Genomic DNA, 18,361 nt, shown 5'->3' with positions numbered 1-18,361 from the left:
CAGGGCGCTTTTCGGGACTCACCGGATTGTGAGTCGAGTTCCATCACCGCGAGCTGCGACAGAAGATCGCAACGAAACGTTACGAACCTGAAAGACGACCGTCTTTCGGCCCGGCATAGCGCCGGTGCAAAGCGCTGGATTCACCACGTGAGGCGGAAGCCGCCGGTGCCCTTGTAGTTGCGGTTGTCCGAGCTGTTGTTGAGGCTCGCATTGTAGGAGACCTCGCCGAAGACGGCGTAGCGCCCGTTGGCCCAGCTATAGGTGCCGCCGCCGCCGATGCTGCCCCACAGCCGATCCTGCGCATTGGCAAAACCGATGCCTGCGACATCGACATTGGTGCCATTGAGGAACTCGTAACGCAGATTGGCAATGCCGTAGACATCGGATCGCACGATGCCCGTGGCATCGTTCCAGGTCCTCTGATGGTTGAGGGCAAGGCCGGCACGGCCGAGCAGGCTGTCACCATCGCGCAACGCTACCTGCGCGCCGAACCGATCGGCAAAGCTGTCGAAGGCGACTTTCGAATAGGAGAGCTGCGCCTGCGGCGTCAGTGACCAACCATTGCCTATGCCGATCCGCTTGCCGGTTTCGGCGCTGAAGGCATAGCCGAACCCTTCATTGCCGTGGGTCAGGGTGTCAGCCAGCACGGACGACAGATCGCTGCGGTAGAACATCGACTGCGCCTGACCGTCGACATAGAAGCCATTGTCGCCATACCAGGTCAGCGTGCTGCCGACGCCCGTCCCTTCAACACGGATACGGCCATTGCCGAAGAACGACGCGACATTGGCGGTCGTCAGGCCATATTGCGCGGTGAGGCCGACGATCAGCCGGCCCCGCTCGTTCTCCAGCACAAGGCCATCGAGTCCCGTCTGCACTTTCAGATGATCGGCCTTGTAGGTCGAGTTGGTGGTGTTGGAGGGCTGCAGGTCGGAATGCCCACCTTCGATGCGGCCCCAGAACGCGGTGGGCGCCGGCGAAACGGTGCCTGCCACCGGCGCGGCACCGGCGCGCGCCATGGCGTCGCTGCCACCCCAATAGCGGTTGCCGACGCGCTGCTGCAGCGTCGGCAGATCGTTCATGCCGAGCAGCACCTGCGCGTAGTTCTCGTACAGCGGAACGCCCGGCTGATAGAGCGGACCGGGAGGTACCGAGGCCGGCGGATTGATCAGGCTCGAGCGCAGATACCAATCGCCGTCGCCGGGAGTGGCGATGCCGTTCTTCTGCAACGTATAGGCATAGGCGCCGCCGACCACCGCCTGCTCGCCGTGAAGGACATAGCTGCCCAGGAGCGAAAAACTGCCGTTGGACGTACCGGCCACGTCGATCACCTTGATGCCTTCGGTGGTCTGCGCGCCGGTGCCGCCGACATTGGTGATACGCAGCGACGACGAGCCCGACGTGCTGCCCTGCACCCGCAACAGGTCGGTCGGCGAGCCGTCGCCACCGAGCCGGGTGTTGAGCTGAACCGTGCCGCCATTGCCGACGTAATTGCCGGCCACGGTCAGCGTGGTTCCCGGCGCGCCGCCGAGGGTGACCGTGCCGGCATTGCCGAGCGAGGTGAGCGTTTGATTGAAGCCGGCGAGGTCGAGTGTGCCGCCGGCGGCCACGTTGAAGGCCGACGCTGCGCTGAACGTGTTCGCCGCTCCCGCGCGCAGCGTACCGCCGCTCACGTTTGTCGCCCCGTTGTAGCTATTGGCGCCGGTCAGCGTCTGCGCCCCGGCGCTGACTGTCAGGCCGCCCGTGCCACCGATCACGCCGGCGAACGTGTCGTTCGCGTTGGTGATCGTCAGGTTCTTCGCGCCGAGGCTGACGCCGCCGCTGCCGGCGAGGCTCTGAATGCTGGTGCCGCCGGCGGTGATGCCGGAAATATCGAACGTCCCGTTGGTGACGACGCGGCTCGAATTGCTGATGGCGCCCGCACCGGTGAGCGCAAGGATACCGGCCTGGATCACGGTCTGGCCGGCATAAGGGCTGCTGGCGGCAAGGTTCAGGGTGCCGTTGCCGATCTTGGTCAGTCCGCCGGCACCCGTGAAGGCAGAGGTGGCATCGGTGCCGACCGTGAACGCGCCGCTGTCGATCGTCAGCCCGCCCGCGAGGATGTTGAGCTTGGTGCCCGAAAATCCGTTGATGAAAGTCGCGTTGCTGGCCGTCGCCCGCAGGATACCATTGTCGAAATTGGCCTGGCTCGCGCCGGGGCCGCCCCGCAACGATTGAGTTTGCAGCATGCCGCCGCCACTGATGTTGAGCGTGCCGGAAGAGGAGGCGTTGCCGCCCAGGATCGTGCCGACTCCTGTGGCGACTGCTCCGCCATTTTGAATGTTGAGCGTGCCGACGCCTAGAAAGCCGACATAGAAGGTTCCGGCGGGTACGTTCCATCGCGATCCCGGTCCGGTGACAGTCACGATTCCGGTGCTTCCGGCCGAAATTCCGATCCGCGATGAGCCGGTACTCGTCAGCGTGCTGCCGTTCTGGATCGTCAGATTGCCGGCCGTTGCACCGCTGTTGCCAATGGACATGGTCCCCACCGAAACACTGAACGGGCCGCCGACGCCGAGGATCGTCTCCCGTTGCGGCGGCGCACCCAGGATACCGATGTTGACGGTTTGACCTGGGACGGGAGGGGCCGCGGTCGTCCAGTTGCCGCCGGCCATCCAATCGTTGCTGGTCAAGCCGGTCCAATTGGCCTGGGCCGAGGCTGATCGTGCGAACAGCGCCGACAGCGCCACAACCAACAGGCTCGCCAGCAGCAAGCGAAGCATGCGAGTCCGGGACGTGCCTGGGGAACAATGCCGAGTCCGATTCGGACTCCTGCGAAGCATGTCATCTGATTGTCGTCGGATCGTCGCAGCAGCCCCGATGCATTCGCGCATGCACTATTCCAATTGCGTCCACACCGTTCGAGGATGCGGATTTTCTTGTCGTGTGGTCCACGAAGTACAACCACAACGCTAGGCGAGCAGAAACGATCAGACAACAATCGAAACGTGCTGCTCCGAAGATACACGCGGCGTGTGCCGTTTGCGCAACGAAAGACGCTTAACAAGTTCTTTCGGGAGTACGCGCTCTAACCCGCCTTCATCCGGTAGTGGCTGACACCCCATTCGCTGCCATCGGCGTAGCCGAACAGTCCTGATGTCGCGAGGAAGAACCAGCGCCAGCGTCGCATCCACAAAGCGGTCTCCTCGCCATGGACGCTGCGCAGGGACGCTTCGATCGTGTCGCGATGCGCATCGAAATTGGCGAGCCAGTCGTTCGCGGTGCGCTGATAGTGCGTTCCGCTCCAGCACCATTCCTTCTCGATCCTGAAGACGTCGCCGAATTGCCTGACGAGGTGATGGCTCGGCATCAATCCATCCATGAAGACATGCTGCGCGATCCAGTCCTCGCGATTGGCGCGGTCGAACAGATGAGAGCCGGAGCGATGGGTGACGATGTGCATGAAGAAGCGCCCGTCAGGCGCGAGCCAGGACCGTACGCGCGTCATCAGCTTGCGCCAGTTCATCATCTGCTCGAACATCTCGACCGAGACGATGCGGTCGAACTGCCCATCGGGCGCGAACACGTTCATGTCCGCCGCGACCACGCGCAGGTTCAACAGCCCGCGCAGCCGCGCCTGCTCCTCGACATAGGCGCGCTGGGCCTGCGAGCTCGACACCGCCGTCACCTTCGCGTGCGGGAACCGCCGCGCCATCCACAGCGACAGCGAGCCCCAGCCGCAGCCGAGCTCGAGGATGGTCTGGCCGTCGGCGAGACCGGCGTGCTCGACGGTCTGGCGCAGCGCCTCCTCCTCCGCCTCCTGCAGCGTGCTCGCATCGGACTTGTAGAAGCAGGACGAATATTTGCGGTTGGGGCCGAGCACCTCCGCAAAGAACGCCGGGGGCACCTCCTCATGCCCGGCATTGACGGCGTCCACGTCCCCGGCGATCGGCCGCAGGATCATCCGCCCGGCGAAGGCGGCATCGTCGGCCGCGCCCAGCGCGGACATGCGCGTCGCCGTGCGCGAGCACAGGCGCTGGATCGCGGCGCGGATCACGACGTCCGGCAGTGGCACGCGTTCGGCAGTCCCGAAGATCGCGGAAACGACGCTCATGCGATCACTCCGTTGATCAGGTCTCGTTGTGGCGGCGGCGGAAGGAACGGACAGGTTCGGGCGTTGCCACCCGCCCGGCGGGCTCTGAGGTCCAGACAGGATCGACCGCGCCGCAGATGCTGCCGCGCCACCCAGGCGAGCGCCATCCGGACCGCGAGCAGGAGCGCGATGACAGCCACTCCCCAGGATTCGTCACCATGCAAAAAATCCGACCTAAGCCTGCGGAATGCCGAAGTTTTGCAAATTGCGCCTCTATCAAAGCGCGGTTTCAGCTTTGGGTTCCGAGAGCTCTCCACGAAATCGGCACATCCGGCGCTTTTTTTGGGCTGCCGCTGTGCCATAGTGCGCCCCGCAAGCAAGTTCGTAACGGATGATACCGGCCATGCCGCCAGGCGCCTCGCCCCGCTCCCCCATCGATATCGAATATACCAAGCTATCCTCACCCAGCGTTTTCCTGGTGCGGATGCTGGTCTTTCTGGTGCTGTGCACCCTGGTCGGCGTGGTGCTCTACAAGCAGATCATCCTGGCCTTCTTCGCCAATCCCGGCCTCAATGCCCTGATCGGCGGCGTGCTGTTCATCGGCATCATCCTGGCCTTCCGCCAGGTGATCCGGCTCTACCCCGAAGTCTCCTGGGTCAACAATTTCCGCATCGCCGATCCCGGCCTGGCGCCGTCCCGGCACCCGAAACTGCTGGCGCCGATGGCCATGATCCTCGGCGGCGAGCGCACCGGGCGGATGACGATCACCCAGACCACCATGCGGCACCTGCTCGATTCGATCGCGACCCGCCTGGACGAGGCCCGGGACATCTCCCGCTACATGACCGGCCTGCTGGTCTTCCTCGGCCTGCTCGGCACCTTCTGGGGCCTGATCGAGACGGTCGGCTCGGTCGGCAAGGTGATCGACGGGCTCAAGGTCGGGGGCGATTCCGGCGCCCTGTTCGACACGCTGAAGGAGGGCCTCGCCGCCCCGCTCGGCGGCATGGGCATCTCGTTCTCGAGCTCGCTGTTCGGCCTCGCCGGCTCGCTGATCCTCGGCTTCCTCGATCTGCAATCGAGCCAGGCCCAGAACCGCTTCTACACCGACCTCGAAGACTGGCTCGCCACCACCGTGCGCGAATATGGCCACGGCGAGGTTGCGGTCGCAGCCGCCGGTGGCGGCGGCGGCGTTGCCAGCGGCGAGCTCCAGGCCGCCGTCGAGCGCTTACGCTCCGTGCTCGAGGAAGGCAGCGCCAGCCGCGGCACCACGGCGGCAATGGCGAGCCTTGCCGAAGCCATCCAGGCGCTGGTCTCGCACATGCGGACCGAGCAGCAGATGATCCGCGAATGGGCCGACGGCCAGGGCGAGCAGAACCGCGAGATCCGCCGCCTGCTGGAGCGCATCGCGCGCCAACCGGAGAAGGGCTAGGCGCTTGCGTGCCCCGGACGCGGCGCAGCACGAAGTGATGCGCTGCTGAGCTGGGGCCCAGAGAAACGAAGGAATGGTCCCGGCTCTGCGCAGCAGCGTTGCACGCTGCAGCGCGTCCGGGACACGAGAGAACGGAGACGTAAATGGCTCTAGCCCGCGGCCGCCGCAGCGAAGCCGGCTTCAACTACTGGCCCGGATTCGTCGACGCGCTGTCGACGCTGGTGCTGTCGATCGTCTTCCTGCTGTCGGTGTTCCTGGTCGTGCAGTTCTTCCTGTCGCAGGAGGTCACCGGCAAGGACAAGGCGCTGGAGCAGCTCAACGCCAAGATCGCCCAGCTCAACGAGCTCTTGTCGCTGGAGAAGCTCGGCAAGCTCACGCTGGACGACCAGGTCTCGCAATTGAAAGCGGGCCTCGCCTCGGCCGAGACCGAGCGCGATCGCATCAAGGGTCTCTATGACGGCCTCGCCGCCGCCGGTAACGACGCCCAAGGCAAGACCACCGAGCTCGGCAAGGCGCTGGACTCGGAGAAGGCGGTCTCGGCGCGGGCGCTGGCGCAGATCGAGGTGCTGAACCAGCAGATCAGCGCGCTGCGCCGGCAGCTGGCCGCGTTGGAGGAGGCGCTCGACGCCAGCGAGAAGCGCGACAAGGAATCGCAGAACCGCATCGCCGATCTGGGGTCTCGCCTGAATGTTGCCTTGGCGCAGCGCGTGCAGGAATTGTCGCGTTATCGCTCGGAGTTCTTCGGCCGCCTGCGCACCATTCTGGGCAATCGCCCTGACATCCGCATCGTCGGCGACCGCTTCGTGTTCCAGTCCGAAGTGTTCTTCGACACCGGCCAGGCGACACTTCTGCCCGAGGGCCGCGCCGAGCTCGACACATTGGCCACCGCGCTGATCGATCTCGACAAGAAGATCCCGAGCGAAATCCCCTGGGTGCTGCGCGTCGACGGCCACACCGACGTGCGCCCGGTGAGCGGCGCGAATTTCAAATCGAACTGGGACCTGTCCGCGGCGCGCTCGATCTCGGTGGTGCAATATCTGATCTCGCTTGGTGTGCCCGCCCAGCGCCTCGTCGCCGCCGGCTTCGGCGAATTCCAGCCGCTCGACGCCGCCAACACGGAAGAGGCCTACAAGCGCAACCGCCGCATCGAGCTGAAGCTGACGGAGCGGTAGTGAGCGCCCTCCACCTCCGCCCCTACCACCCCGAGGACGAAGCCGCCGCGATCGACCTCTGGCATCGCACCTGGCAGCAGGCCTATCCGCAGATCGATTTCGCCGCGCGGCTGGACTGGTGGGGCGAGCGCTGGCGCAAGGATCTGGTGCCGAAAGCCTCGATCGTCGTCGCCGAAGCGGACGGCGTGCTGACCGGCTTCGTCACCATCGACGGTGAAGGCTATCTCGACCAGCTCGTGGTCGATCCCGCGCACTGGGGCTCGGATGCGGCGAGGCTGTTGGTGGATGAGGCCAAGCGGCTGTCACCGTCAGGCGTCACGCTGCTCGTCAACAAGGACAATGCCCGCGCCATCCGATTCTACGAGCGCAACGGCTTTGCCCATGCCGGCGACGATTTGAACCCGACCTCGGGACGCCCGGTGCTGAAGATGATTTGGCGGGCGTGACGAGGTTTGCTGCCGCCCCTCCTCCGCTGTCATGCCCCGGCTTGCCGCCTTCGCTGAAGCTTCGGCGTGCCGAGCGCTCGTGTGGGCCTCGGCGTAGCCTTGGCGGAGCCGGGACCGGGGCATCCAGTACGCCGCGACTTCTCCGAATCCCACTACCGTCTCTGGAATACTGGATCGCCCGCTTTCGCGGGCGATGACACCGTGAATGAGGCAGCAGGCGGGACGCCTCACGCGCCCTCGAACTGCAACCTCGCGAGCCTCGCATAGAGCCCGTTCTTGGCGACGAGCTCGGCATGCGTGCCCTGCTCGACGATCTTGCCCTGGTCCATCACCAGGATGCGGTCGCAGGACAGCACGGTGGCGAGACGATGGGCGATCACCAGCGTGGTGCGGTGGCGCATCAGCTCTTCGAGTGCGGTCTGGACCAGCGTCTCGCTTTCGGCATCGAGCGCCGAGGTCGCTTCATCGAGCAGCAAGAGCGGCGCATCGCGCAGGATGGCGCGGGCGATCGCGATGCGCTGGCGCTGGCCGCCGGAGAGCGTGACGCCACGCTCTCCGAGTGGAGTCTCGAAACTCTCGGGCAGGCGGCGGATGAACTCGGCGGCATGCGCGAGCTCGGCGGCGCGCTCGACCTCGGCATCGGTCGCATCGGGCCGGCCGAAGCGGATGTTCTCGCGGGCGCTCGCGGCGAACACGTTGGATTCCTGCGGTACCAATGCGATGCGCAAGCGGAAATCGCGCGGGTCGGCGGATTTGACCGGCACGCCGTCGAGGGAGATCGCGCCGCCCCGCGGGTCGTAGAAGCGCAGCAGGAGATGAAAGATGGTGCTCTTGCCGGCGCCTGAGGGGCCGACGATCGCGACCTTCTCGCCGGGGCGCACGGTGAACGACACGGCATCGAGCACATTGACGTGAGGCCGCGCCGGATAAGCGAAGCTGACCTGGTCGAAGCCGACCTCGCCGCGCGCCGGCACCGGCAACGCGCGCGGGGACGCCGGCGCGGTGATCTCGGGCTGCACATGCAGGATCTCGAACAGGCGCTCGGCGGCGCCGGAGGCGGCCGAGACCTCGCCCCAGACCTCGCTGAGCTGGCCGAGGCCAGCCGCGGCGAAGGCCGCATAGAGCACGAACTGGCCGAGCCGACCCGGCGAGATCGTGCCGATCAGGACGTCATGCGAGCCGATCCAGAGGATCGCGACCACGCTTGCGAACACGATGAAGATGATGATGGCGGTGAGCACGGCGCGGGCCTGCGTGGAGGTGCGCGCGGCTTCATAGGCCTGCTCGACCTCGCCGCCAAAACGCTTCTCGGCTAGCCCTTCGCTGGTATAGGCCTGCACAGTGCGGATGGCGCCGACCAGCTCGCCCGCATAGGCGGAGGCTTCGGCGAGCGTGTCCTGCGCGTTGCGCGACAGACGCCGCACCCAGCGCCCGAACGCGACCAGCGGCAGCACGATCAGGGGAATGGCGAGCAGCACGAAGCCGGAGAGGCGCGGGCTGGTGATCACCATCATCGCCGCCGCGCCGAAGAACATCATGAGATTGCGCAGCGCGATCGAGACGGAGGCGCCGACCGCGGACTTGATCTGGGTGGTGTCGGCCGTGAGCCGCGACACCAGCTCACCGCTGCGCGCGGAATCGAAGAAGGCCGGCGAGAGCGAGAGCAGATGGGCGAAGACGTCGCGCCGGAGGTCGGCGACGATGCGCTCGCCGATCGTCATCACGAGGTAGTATCGCGAGGCGCTGGCAAGCGCGAGCACGGCGACCACCGCGATCATCACCGAGAAGTAGCTGTTGATCAGCGCGATGCCTTCCGGCGTCAGGCCGAAATCGATCATCCGCCTCACAGCGATGGGCACCAGCAGCGTGGTCAGCGCCGCGACCGTGAGCGCGACGAAGGCGAGCGCCGCGCGGCCGCGATAGCGGGCCACATAGGGCGCAAGTGCCAGCAGCGGCCGTAGCTTCGCGCGGCCCTTCGCCGGCGTCTCGATCAACTCGGCTTCGATCGACGGGGCCTCAGGCCCGGCGCGCTCGTCGCGGTACTGGTCGTCAAGCCGTTCCACAGCGCTCATGAGATCGGACCCAAGGAGACATATTAGCTCCACATAGGCCGCTGCGGGGGGAGTGGCAAATCCGGGATGTCCCTTAGGGGACGGCCCGGTTCTCCTTTGCCCACAATGGCTTGTTTTAAAGGGGCCTGTGGGGTATAGACCCCGCCAAATCCGTCATTCGATAGCCACTCAAGACAGGCGCCGGGCGCCGAGGAATTGCCATGAAAGCCGAAATTCATCCGAATTATCATACGATTAAGGTCGTGATGACCGACGGAACCGAGTACCTGACCCGCTCCACCTGGGGCAAGGAAGGCGACACGCTGAACCTCGACATCGACCCGAAGTCGCATCCGGCCTGGACCGGCGGCAACGCCCAGCTGATGGATCGCGGCGGCCGCGTCTCGCGCTTCCAGAAGAAGTTTTCGGGCTTTCTCAAAAAGGATTGATCCCGCCCGCAAGGCTGGACACGAAAAACGCCCCCGGTCAGACCGGGGGCGTTTTTGTTTGTAGCGAGACCAGTAGGGTGGGCAAAGCGAAGCGTGCCCACCCTTCCTTCTACGATCCGGAAAGCAAAATGGTGGGCACGGCGCTTTGCGCCTTTGCCCACCCTACGAGACCTGTGACTACGGCACCTGGGTGCTTACCGCTCGAACGCGGCCTTCAGCGCGTTGAGCTGCGGCACCAGCGGGTTGCCGATCGCCACGTATTCGACCGGCGGGGTGTGGATGGTGGTGTCGAGGCGGCGCACGCGGGTCTGAAGGCTCATCGAGCGATGGATCAGATCCTGGAGCTGCGAGGGCAGCTTCTCGACGGTATCGGACGGGCCGGGATCGGCGGCGCTGAGCTTGACCTTGGTCTTCTCGCGATTGGCCTGGCTCAGCGTCATCTCGCCTTCCTTCACCGCGCGGTGCAGCAGCAGCCACGAGGCAAGCTGCATCAGGCGGGTGGTCAGACGCATGCTCTCGGTCGCATAGGTGAGGCTGACGGCGCGATCGAGCGCCTTGGCCTCGGTGCGGCCGGCGCCATCGAGATAGGCGGCCGTCTCTTCCACCAGGTCCATGCCCTCACGGAACAGGACGCCGAACGCCGCAGAATTGGTAAACCGCTCGCTGAGTTGAACGAGAGCACCTTCGGCTTGCAAACGTTCCATGGTTAACGCCCCTTACGCAACTGTCTGACTGTCCGGCTTTGGCGCCGGCTTATGATGAACAAATCATTGCGCGAGCCGGACGCGGAGTCCAGCGACAAGCGCGGATATGGTTTCCGCGCGTCTTTCCTCGGAATTCAACCGGAACGGGACCCAAAAAGGCAAAAAAAGAGCCGCCGGAGACCGGCGGCTTTGAAAGTTGATAACAGGGAGGCGTCAAACAGAGTGGACAGGAGCCACTCGGTGTCCAAACGAGGACAGCTCCAGTCATAAACCCGAAAGCTTAATTGGAAGTAAACGAGCTAATTTTTTGAGAGTTCGTTAGCCATGTCGGTCACTGGCCGAGGGGGCGGCGGAACAAACTCGGCACTCGTCATTCCGGGGCGCCACGAAGTCGCGAGCTTTGATGCGCAATTGCGCATCTGAGAATCCATAGCCACAGGCGGATGCGGTGGCCCGGCTCAGCCTGCCCGTTTCAACTGCCCGTGATTATGGATTCCGGGCTCGGCGCTGCACGCCGCCCCGGAATGACGACGCGAGATAGTTTTGCGCGAAGCATGGGTCCCGTCTCTGCGCAGCAGCGCTACGCGCTGCACCGCGTCCGGGACACGAGAGGTGAGCGCTGGGCCCTACTTCTTGAAAAAACTATCCGCCGCATTGCGCGAGGCACGCTTCTTGGTGGCGGCTTCCTCGAGCCTTGCGATCTCGGTGTTGAGCAGCGCCACTCGCTCGGTCAGTTCTTCCACTGACAGGAGTGAGAGATCCTGTCCGATTTCATGGCTGACCTTCTTGCGCGGCTTGTCGTCGTCCTCGATGGCCATGTGTCCTCCCGGGCAGTCCTGTCCTGAACGACGCCGATCTGGCGCTTTCCGAGCCGAAATGGTATCGCTTCTGCACAAGGAGAATTTGCAGTGACTTTCGCGAGCGCGCAACACCTGACGCGAATGCCCCGGCCCGACCGCAAGGAGGTTGACCGGACGAGATAAGCGCGCGTCCACGCGCGTGAGGCATGAGCCGACCCCAAGCCCTTCCGATCATGCGGGAGGGCTTTTGATTTTTCGTCGGTCGGCATCACCAAACGCGAAAGACCGCAGTCATGACCAAAATTCTCATCACCAGCGCCCTTCCCTACGTGAACGGCGTCAAGCATCTCGGCAATCTCATAGGCTCGCTCCTCCCTGCCGATGTCCATGCCCGCTTCAGGCGGCAGATCGGCGACGACGTGCTCTTCATCTGCGCCACCGACGAGCACGGCACGCCGGCCGAGCTCGGCGCCGTTCGCGCCGGACAGGATGTCCGCACTTTCTGCGACGCGCAGCACGCAATCCAGGCCGACATCTACCGCCGGTTCGGCCTTTCCTTCGACCATTTCGGGCGAACCAGCTCGCCACAGAACAGCGCTCTGACGCAGCACTTCTATCGCAGGCTCGACGATGCCGGATTGATCGAGGAACGTAAGTTGCCGCAGGTCTGGTCGCCCACGGACGGCCGCTTCCTGCCGGACCGCTACGTGCTCGGCACCTGCCCGCATTGCGGCGACCCGTCCGCGCGCGGTGATCAATGTGACCAGTGTGGCGCGCTGCTCGATCCGCCCGAACTGATCGACCCGCGGTCTGCGCTGTCGGGCGACCGGGCGCTGGAGGTCCGAGAAAGCCGCCATCTGTTCCTGCGCCAGTCGCAACTTGTCGGAGCGTTGAGCGCGTGGATCGATAGCCGCTCCGGCTGGCCCTCCTTCGTGGTATCGACCGCGAAAGGCTGGCTGACAGCCGATCTGCGCGATCGCTGCATCACGCGCGATCTGGCCTGGGGCATCCCGGTTCCGCGACAGGGATTCGCCGACAAGGTCTTCTATGTCTGGTTCGACGCGCCGATCGGTTACATCGCCGCCACCCAGGAATGGGCCGCCGCCGCACCTAGCCGCGACTGGCGAAAATGGTGGTGGCAGGCCGACGACGTCCGCTACGTCCAGTTCCTCGGCAAGGACAACATCCCATTCCACACCGTGAGCTTCCCGGCGACGCTGATCGGCTCGAACGAGCCCTGGAAGAGCGTGGACGTGATCAAGGGATTCCACTGGCTCAATTACGAGGGCGGCAAGTTCTCGACCAGTCGCAATCGGGGCATCTTTACCGACCAGGCCCTGGAGGAATTGCCCGCCGATCTCTGGCGCTGGTGGCTGATCGCCAACGCGCCCGAAAGCGCCGACACCGATTTCAACGTTGCCAGGTTCGTCGCCGACGTGAACAAGGATCTCGCCGACATCTTCGGCAACCTCGTCAATCGCATTGTCAGCTTCGCCCATCGGGCCTTCGACGGCCGGATTCCGGAAGGCGGCGCTCCTGACGAGGCCGAGCACCTGCTCGCACAGGAACTGGAGCAGCGGATCGCGACGCTGCGACGGCACCACGAGGCGCTGGAGTTTCGTGCAGCGGCTGCCGCAACGCGTGCGATCTGGGATGTGGCGAACGCTTACCTGCAGCATGCCGCGCCGTGGACGGCCATCAAGTCCGATCGGCTTCGCGCGGCGATCGTGACGCGAACAGCCCTCAATCTGGTCCGCACCTGCGCCGTGCTGGCGTGGAGTATCGTGCCCAGCCTGTCGGAAAATGTGCTGCACGCCTTCGGTGGCGAGGATGCCGCGCCACGCTGGCCCCGTGGCCCGATCGCGGACCTGCTCGACGGCGGCGCCGGCACAGCGATCGCGCCGATCGGTCCACTGGTCGAAAAAATCTCTCCCGAAAGAGCAAGCCATCTGGCGGCGCGGTTCGGGCCTTAATGTCGTTTCACTTCGGCGGAAAAAGGCGATATGCCATCCGCCGAATTCATTCATCCAAGGACACATCATGGACAAGCTGCCCGCGCAAATGACCGTGGTCGCCATCTCCAAGCCCGGTGGACCGGAGGTGCTGGTGCCGGAACAACGTGCCGTTCCGCAGCCCGGTCCCGACGAGATCCTGGTCAAGGTGCAGGCCGCGGGCGTCAACCGGCCCGACGTGGCGCAACGCTCCGGCGCCTATCCGCCGCCGCCCGGCGCCAGCGACCTGCCGGGGCTCGAGATCGCCGGCGAAGTGGTGGCGGTCGGCAGCAACGCCAAACGGCACAAGATCGGCGACAAGGTGATGTCGCTGGTCGCCGGCGGCGGCTATGCGCAGTACTGCATCGCGCAGGACGCCCAGGCGATGAGCGTGCCGCCGGCACTGTCGATCAAGGAAGCCGGCGCGCTGCCGGAAACCCTGATGACGGTCTGGCACAACGTGTTCGAGCGCGGCGGCCTGAAGGCCGGCGAGACGCTGCTGATCCATGGCGGCTCCTCCGGCATCGGCACCATGGCGATCCAGCTTGCGAAAGCCTTCGGCGCGAAAGTGTTCGTCACCGTGGGATCGCAGGACAAGATCGATGCCTGCCTCAAGCTCGGGGCCGACCGCGCCATCAACTACAAGACCGAGGACTTCGTCGCCGTGGTCAAGGAAGAGACCGACAAAGCCGGCGTCAATCTGATCCTCGACATGGTCGCCGGCGAGTATGTCGACCGCAACTATGATGCCGCGGCGGTCGACGGCCGCATCGTGCAGATCGCAACCCTCAACGGCCCCAAGGTCAGCGTCAACATCGCCAAGGTGATGGTGAAGCGCCTGACCCATACCGGCTCGACCCTGCGCCCCCGTAGTAATGCGGACAAGGCGGCCATGGTGGCCGCAATCGAGGCGAAAGTGATGCCGCTGTTGCGCGAAGGCCGCGTCAAGCCGCTGATGGACAGCAGTTTCCCGCTGGAAAAGGCATCCGATGCGCACCGGCGCATGGAGACCTCGGCACATATTGGCAAAATTGTGTTGGAGGTCTAGGCCAACGGCCCATCAGGCAAGGCGGAAACCCTTTGATTTTCCTCGCTTTCGTGGCATCTATCGCGACGCGCCGAACCATCTTGTTCCGTTCGGAAAACGCCTTGCACTGACCATCTTGCACTGAAGAGTTTGCGTCGAACGCGGAGAACCGACCTTGCGTCTGATCAGGTGCCTCGCGCCCATAGCGCTGGGCCTCATGATTCTCGTCGCCGCATCCCCGGCGCGCGCGCTGGATGCCGTCAGCGTCCGCGGCGACGCGCCCGCGATCGACCTCACCGGCGTGCTCGAGCATCAGCGCAGTGACGCCGATCGCATCCAGGTCTCCACCGCACCCGGCACCGACGGCATCGTCCGCCGCATCGAGGTGCGCGCCCGCGAGGGCGGCCAGAACTGGGTGGTGTTCGCGCTCGCCAACAACACCGACGACCAGCTCGACCGCCTGATCGTCGCCCCGCATTACCGCATCGTCTCGTCGGGCCTGCTGTGGCCCGACCTCGGGCTGTCGCGCATCGCGACCATCACGCCCTCGATCGGCGACCGCCCGGAGCGCCAGGAGAGCGCGACGGCCGACGTGTTCCGCATCACGCTCGATCCCGGCGCCGTCGTCACCTTTGTCGCGGAACTGCGCACCGACAAGCTGCCGCAGCTCTATCTGTGGGAGCCCGAGTCCTACAAGGACAAGGTCAATTCCTTCACGCTCTACCAGGGCATCGTGATCGGCATCTCCGGGCTTTTGGCGCTCGTGCTCACCATCCTGTTCGTGGTGAAGGGCAGCATCATGTTCCCGGCCGCCGCGGCGCTGGCCTGGGCGGTGCTGGTCTATATCGGCGTCGATTTCGGCTTCTGGGGCAAGGTGCTCGATATGTCGAACAACGCCGAGCGCATCTGGCGCGCGGCGGGTGAAGCGATATTGGCGGCGACGCTGCTGGTGTTCCTGTTCGCCTATCTCAACCTCAGTCGATGGCACGTGCGCTATTCGCACATTACGGTGCTCTGGCTTGCCTTCCTGGGTTCGCTGGTGGCGCTCGCCTTGTTCGACCCGGCGGTGGCTTCCGGCATCGCCCGCATGTCGCTGGTGCTGATCGCCTTCGCGGGCTTCGCGCTGATCGTCTACCTCTCCACCCACGGCTTCGACCGCGCGGTGCTCTTGATCCCGACCTGGTTCCTGCTGGTGGTCTGGGTGGTCGCGGCCGGCATGACGGTCGCGGGCTCCGTCACCAACGACATCGTCGGCCCGGCTCTGCTCGGCGGCCTCGTGCTGATCGTGATGTTGATCGGCTTTACGGTGATGCAGCACGCCTTTGCCGGCGGCAGCGCCACCACCGGCGTCGTCTCCGACATCGAGCGGCGCGCGCTGGCACTGGCCGGTTCCGGCGATCTGATCTGGGACTGGGACGTCTCCGCCGACAAGGTGTTCACCAGCCCCGAGACCGAAGCCCTGCTCGGCCTCAAGCGCGGCACGCTGGAAGGCCCCGCGGCGTCGTGGCTCGAGGTGCTGCATCCGCTCGACCAGGACCGGTTCCGCGCCGCGCTCGACAGCGTGCTCGACCAGCGCCGCGGCCGCCTGGTGCAGGACTTCCGGCTGCGCACGCCGGACGGTCATTTCATGTGGTTCGCGCTGAAGGCGCGCCCGGTGGTCGGCTCGGACGGCGAGGTCTCGCGCGTGGTCGGCACGCTCACCGACGTGACCGAGCTGCGCAACGCCGAGGAGCGCCTGCTGCACGATTCCGTGCATGACAACCTCACCGGCCTGCCCAACCGGAAACTGTTCATGGATCGGCTCGGTGCGGTCGCGCATTTCGCCAAGACCATGCCGACGCTGCGGCCGACGCTGATGGTGATCGACCTCGACCGCTTCAAGCAGGTCAACGATTCCGTCGGCATCGCGGTCGGCGACTCGATCCTGCTGACGCTGGCCCGCCGCCTCACCCGCATCCTGAAGCCGCAGGACACGCTGGCGCGGCTCGCCGGCGACCAGTTCGGCCTGATCCTGCTCTCGGAGCAGGACCCGGCCCGCATCACCGCCTTCGCCGAGACCATCCGCAAGACCATCCGCGCCCCGATCGCCTTCAACGACCGCGAGATTTTTCTCACCGCCTCGATCGGGCTCGCGCTGTCCGATCCGCAGACCCAGTTGACGGACGAGATCATCAAGGACGCCGAGCTTGCGATGTATCATTCCAAGCGGATCGGCGGCGACCGCATCGACGTCTACAAGCCGGCGATGCGCGCGCGAAAGACCGACCGCCTGACGCTGGAGAGCGAGCTGCGCCGCGCCATCGAGCGGCAGGAGCTCACGATCCTGTATCAGCCGATCGTGCGGCTGGAGGATCGTTCGATCGCCGGCTTCGAGGCGCTGGTGCGCTGGGATCATCCGAAGCTCGGACGCATGGCGCCGTCGGAATTCATCAGCATCGCGGAAGAGACCGGCCTGATCGTCGACCTCGGCATGTTCGTGCTCGACCAGACCGCAAAGCAGCTTTCGGTGTGGCAACGCGCGATGCGCTCGCGCGAGCCGATCTTCGCCTCCGTCAACGTCTCCTCGCGGCAATTGCTGCGCCACGATCTGATCCACGACATCCGCACCGTGCTGTCGCGCTCCTCGGTGGCGCGCGGCACGCTGAAGCTGGAATTGACGGAATCGCTGGTGATGGAGAACCCGGAGCACGCAGCCCAGATGCTGACGCGGATCCGCGAGCTCGGCACCGGGCTGTCGCTCGACGATTTCGGCACCGGCCATTCCTCGCTGGCCTATCTGCAGCGCTTCCCGTTCGACACCATCAAGATCGACCAGTCCTTCGTGCGCACCACCAACCGCGGCACCCGTCCGGTGATCCTGAAGTCGATCATCGCGCTCGCGCATGATCTCGGCATGGACGTGGTCGCGGAAGGCGCCGAGACCGATTCCGACGCGGTCGAGCTCTACCAGATGGGCTGCGAGTACGCGCAGGGCTTCGCCTTCGGCGAGCCGATGGACGCGGACGCGGCGATGCGTCTGCTCACCGAAGTGCGGCTGGAAGCGGCGAGCTAGCGCTTATCTTCTTCCGCTCTCCTCCCGGAAAGGGTCGCTCGCAAAGCGAGCGGGGTGCCGCACTGGCGCGCTTATGCCGGGCTTGATCCAGATCAATGGGCCCTGCTCGACCACCATGAAAGATGGCACGCAGCATTCGATCCAGAACGGCTTCGTCATCGAGGTCACTGGGCTCGCAGCTGTCGTTCTCAGAATGAGCAGACCACGCGTCTTTCTCAGGAGTCACGGATGACTCGGCACCTTTTCTACGCGATGACCCTCATCGGCACCGGAGTGTTCCTCGCCTCATCGGCCGAAGCAGTGACAGCCGCACGATGCGAGGATCGAGGCGCAAATTGCCTCGGCACATGTGCCGACTACACCGGCGGGGCCGGTGACGTTCGAGGGCGCCAGAACACATGCGTGCGCGTCTGCGACCGGCAGACGACCAGATGCCTGATACGAGCCCATGACGAACGCTGGCCCCATAATCGCCAATGAAGGCCGTGGCTCTACACTTGGGCTAACGCCCCCCGTCTCGCGCTTGCGGCGCACCGCGTCCAGCTGACCTACCCTGGCTTGCGTCGTAGCCCCGCGACCAAACAAAACCCCACCACCAGCGAGATCGCGGCAAGACCGCCCCAGACCATTCCCGCCTGTTCGAGATAAACATCCTGCGTTACTGGGTCGTAACAGCGGCCGAGCTCGTTGAAGCAGTCGCGCCAGCGCCAGTAGCGGGCCTCGAAGGCGAGCGCGAACAGCACGCCTGTTGCAATCAGGGCTGCGCCAAAAATCCCCCTTAGCCAGCGCAAAATCATGCAGCGTCAGCTCACCTGCGCTGCTTCTTCTTCGTGAATCGCACGCTCTGGCCGTCTGGCATCCGCGTCGCGACGAAGCCCGCGGCGAGGCAGGCTTCGCGCTGGGGCATCTGGATGTCGGGGCTGCGGAGGCTGTCCCACCATGAGGCGCGATTCGCCGCCCGCGGCAGGGCCGAGCCGATGATCTCCTCGATCTGCTCGAAACTCAGCACGAATTCCGTTTGCTTCTGCCGCATCAGGTAATCCCGCAGCGCGTCGTAATCGTTCACAATCGTCCTCTCGTCCCAGCTCCGCTGCCCAAAAGCGATGCCCGCGGAAACCAATTCTTAACTCATTGTGGCAGCGCCGTCCCGGCTTAAACACTACGCAAG

The 18,361-nt window shown here is 65.1% G+C and carries 14 protein-coding genes; 7 read left to right on the top strand and 7 right to left on the bottom strand.

Annotated elements, in window-relative coordinates; translation table 11 throughout:
- Positions 1–140 precede the first annotated feature (140 nt).
- Positions 141–2,762 carry an autotransporter outer membrane beta-barrel domain-containing protein gene (locus IVB46_RS15495; RefSeq protein WP_247302272.1) on the bottom strand — a complete coding sequence of 874 codons (2,622 nt, stop codon included), beginning with the start codon at positions 2,760–2,762 and terminating at the stop codon, positions 141–143.
- A gap of 305 nt (positions 2,763–3,067) precedes the next feature.
- Complete coding sequence (locus IVB46_RS15490; RefSeq protein WP_247343068.1) at positions 3,068–4,093, bottom strand: cyclopropane-fatty-acyl-phospholipid synthase family protein; 1,026 nt, start codon at positions 4,091–4,093, stop codon at positions 3,068–3,070.
- A gap of 382 nt (positions 4,094–4,475) precedes the next feature.
- On the opposite strand from IVB46_RS15490, the gene IVB46_RS15485 reads away from it, so the two are divergent.
- From IVB46_RS15485 to IVB46_RS15475, 3 genes are all read left to right on the top strand, one after another.
- Entirely contained in the window at positions 4,476–5,501 is a 1,026-nt protein-coding gene (locus IVB46_RS15485) for a flagellar motor protein MotA (protein ID WP_028150916.1), read from the top strand.
- 143 nt (positions 5,502–5,644) lie between these two features.
- Positions 5,645–6,673 carry a peptidoglycan -binding protein gene (locus IVB46_RS15480; RefSeq protein WP_247302270.1) on the top strand — a complete coding sequence of 343 codons (1,029 nt, stop codon included), beginning with the start codon at positions 5,645–5,647 and terminating at the stop codon, positions 6,671–6,673.
- Complete coding sequence (locus IVB46_RS15475) at positions 6,673–7,119, top strand: GNAT family N-acetyltransferase (RefSeq protein WP_247302269.1); 447 nt, start codon at positions 6,673–6,675, stop codon at positions 7,117–7,119. Before IVB46_RS15480 ends, IVB46_RS15475 begins: the two co-directional genes overlap by 1 nt.
- Before the next feature lie 227 nt (positions 7,120–7,346).
- Here IVB46_RS15475 and IVB46_RS15470 read toward each other — a convergent pair whose 3' ends face one another.
- Positions 7,347–9,191 (bottom strand): ABC transporter ATP-binding protein/permease, encoded by a 1,845-nt coding sequence (locus IVB46_RS15470; RefSeq protein ID WP_247302268.1) that lies wholly within the window; start codon positions 9,189–9,191, stop codon positions 7,347–7,349.
- 200 nt (positions 9,192–9,391) lie between these two features.
- Here IVB46_RS15470 and rpmE point away from each other — a divergent pair, with 200 nt between their 5' ends.
- The gene (gene rpmE, locus IVB46_RS15465) at positions 9,392–9,619 is read left to right on the top strand and encodes a 50S ribosomal protein L31 (protein ID WP_007599895.1); all 228 of its coding nucleotides are present in this window, start codon (positions 9,392–9,394) and stop codon (positions 9,617–9,619) included.
- Positions 9,620–9,813: 194 nt separating this feature from the next.
- On the opposite strand, the gene IVB46_RS15460 is transcribed toward rpmE, so the two are convergent.
- Both IVB46_RS15460 and IVB46_RS15455 read right to left on the bottom strand, forming a co-directional pair.
- Positions 9,814–10,323 carry a DUF1465 family protein gene (locus IVB46_RS15460; protein WP_028148425.1) on the bottom strand — a complete coding sequence of 170 codons (510 nt, stop codon included), beginning with the start codon at positions 10,321–10,323 and terminating at the stop codon, positions 9,814–9,816.
- 626 nt (positions 10,324–10,949) lie between these two features.
- Positions 10,950–11,141, bottom strand: a complete 192-nt coding sequence (locus IVB46_RS15455) for a DUF1192 domain-containing protein (protein ID WP_085401848.1) — start codon at positions 11,139–11,141, stop codon at positions 10,950–10,952.
- A gap of 275 nt (positions 11,142–11,416) precedes the next feature.
- Here IVB46_RS15455 and metG point away from each other — a divergent pair, with 275 nt between their 5' ends.
- From metG to IVB46_RS15440, 3 genes are all read left to right on the top strand, one after another.
- Positions 11,417–13,096 carry a methionine--tRNA ligase gene (gene metG / locus IVB46_RS15450; protein WP_247343065.1) on the top strand — a complete coding sequence of 560 codons (1,680 nt, stop codon included), beginning with the start codon at positions 11,417–11,419 and terminating at the stop codon, positions 13,094–13,096.
- Between the two features lie 67 nt (positions 13,097–13,163).
- Positions 13,164–14,162, top strand: a complete 999-nt coding sequence (locus IVB46_RS15445) for an NAD(P)H-quinone oxidoreductase (RefSeq protein ID WP_135214695.1) — start codon at positions 13,164–13,166, stop codon at positions 14,160–14,162.
- A gap of 154 nt (positions 14,163–14,316) precedes the next feature.
- Positions 14,317–17,193 (top strand): EAL domain-containing protein, encoded by a 2,877-nt coding sequence (locus IVB46_RS15440; RefSeq protein ID WP_231143929.1) that lies wholly within the window; start codon positions 14,317–14,319, stop codon positions 17,191–17,193.
- Positions 17,194–17,741: 548 nt separating this feature from the next.
- On the opposite strand, the gene IVB46_RS15435 is transcribed toward IVB46_RS15440, so the two are convergent.
- Complete coding sequence (locus tag IVB46_RS15435) at positions 17,742–17,990, bottom strand: hypothetical protein (protein WP_063981010.1); 249 nt, start codon at positions 17,988–17,990, stop codon at positions 17,742–17,744.
- A gap of 11 nt (positions 17,991–18,001) precedes the next feature.
- Positions 18,002–18,259, bottom strand: coding sequence for a hypothetical protein (locus tag IVB46_RS15430; protein WP_028148420.1), 258 nt, complete (start codon positions 18,257–18,259; stop codon positions 18,002–18,004).
- Positions 18,260–18,361 lie beyond the last annotated feature (102 nt).

Origin of the sequence: Bradyrhizobium sp. 61 (assembly GCF_023073075.1) — a bacterium.
Classification (GTDB): domain Bacteria; phylum Pseudomonadota; class Alphaproteobacteria; order Rhizobiales; family Xanthobacteraceae; genus Bradyrhizobium; species Bradyrhizobium barranii.
This window is presented reverse-complemented; position numbering and strand designations above follow the sequence as displayed.

What these genes read in the sequence shown, in the direction of transcription:
- IVB46_RS15495 (WP_247302272.1), bottom strand. Translation starts at nt 2,762, where the DNA reads ATGCTTCGCTTGCTGCTGGCGAGCCTGTTGGTTGTGGCGCTGTCGGCG.
- IVB46_RS15490 (WP_247343068.1), bottom strand. Translation starts at nt 4,093, where the DNA reads ATGAGCGTCGTTTCCGCGATCTTCGGGACTGCCGAACGCGTGCCACTG.
- IVB46_RS15485 (WP_028150916.1), top strand. Translation starts at nt 4,476, where the DNA reads ATGCCGCCAGGCGCCTCGCCCCGCTCCCCCATCGATATCGAATATACC.
- IVB46_RS15480 (WP_247302270.1), top strand. Translation starts at nt 5,645, where the DNA reads ATGGCTCTAGCCCGCGGCCGCCGCAGCGAAGCCGGCTTCAACTACTGG.
- IVB46_RS15470 (WP_247302268.1), bottom strand. Translation starts at nt 9,191, where the DNA reads ATGAGCGCTGTGGAACGGCTTGACGACCAGTACCGCGACGAGCGCGCC.
- rpmE (WP_007599895.1), top strand. Translation starts at nt 9,392, where the DNA reads ATGAAAGCCGAAATTCATCCGAATTATCATACGATTAAGGTCGTGATG.
- IVB46_RS15460 (WP_028148425.1), bottom strand. Translation starts at nt 10,323, where the DNA reads ATGGAACGTTTGCAAGCCGAAGGTGCTCTCGTTCAACTCAGCGAGCGG.
- IVB46_RS15455 (WP_085401848.1), bottom strand. Translation starts at nt 11,141, where the DNA reads ATGGCCATCGAGGACGACGACAAGCCGCGCAAGAAGGTCAGCCATGAA.
- metG (WP_247343065.1), top strand. Translation starts at nt 11,417, where the DNA reads ATGACCAAAATTCTCATCACCAGCGCCCTTCCCTACGTGAACGGCGTC.
- IVB46_RS15445 (WP_135214695.1), top strand. Translation starts at nt 13,164, where the DNA reads ATGGACAAGCTGCCCGCGCAAATGACCGTGGTCGCCATCTCCAAGCCC.
- IVB46_RS15435 (WP_063981010.1), bottom strand. Translation starts at nt 17,990, where the DNA reads ATGATTTTGCGCTGGCTAAGGGGGATTTTTGGCGCAGCCCTGATTGCA.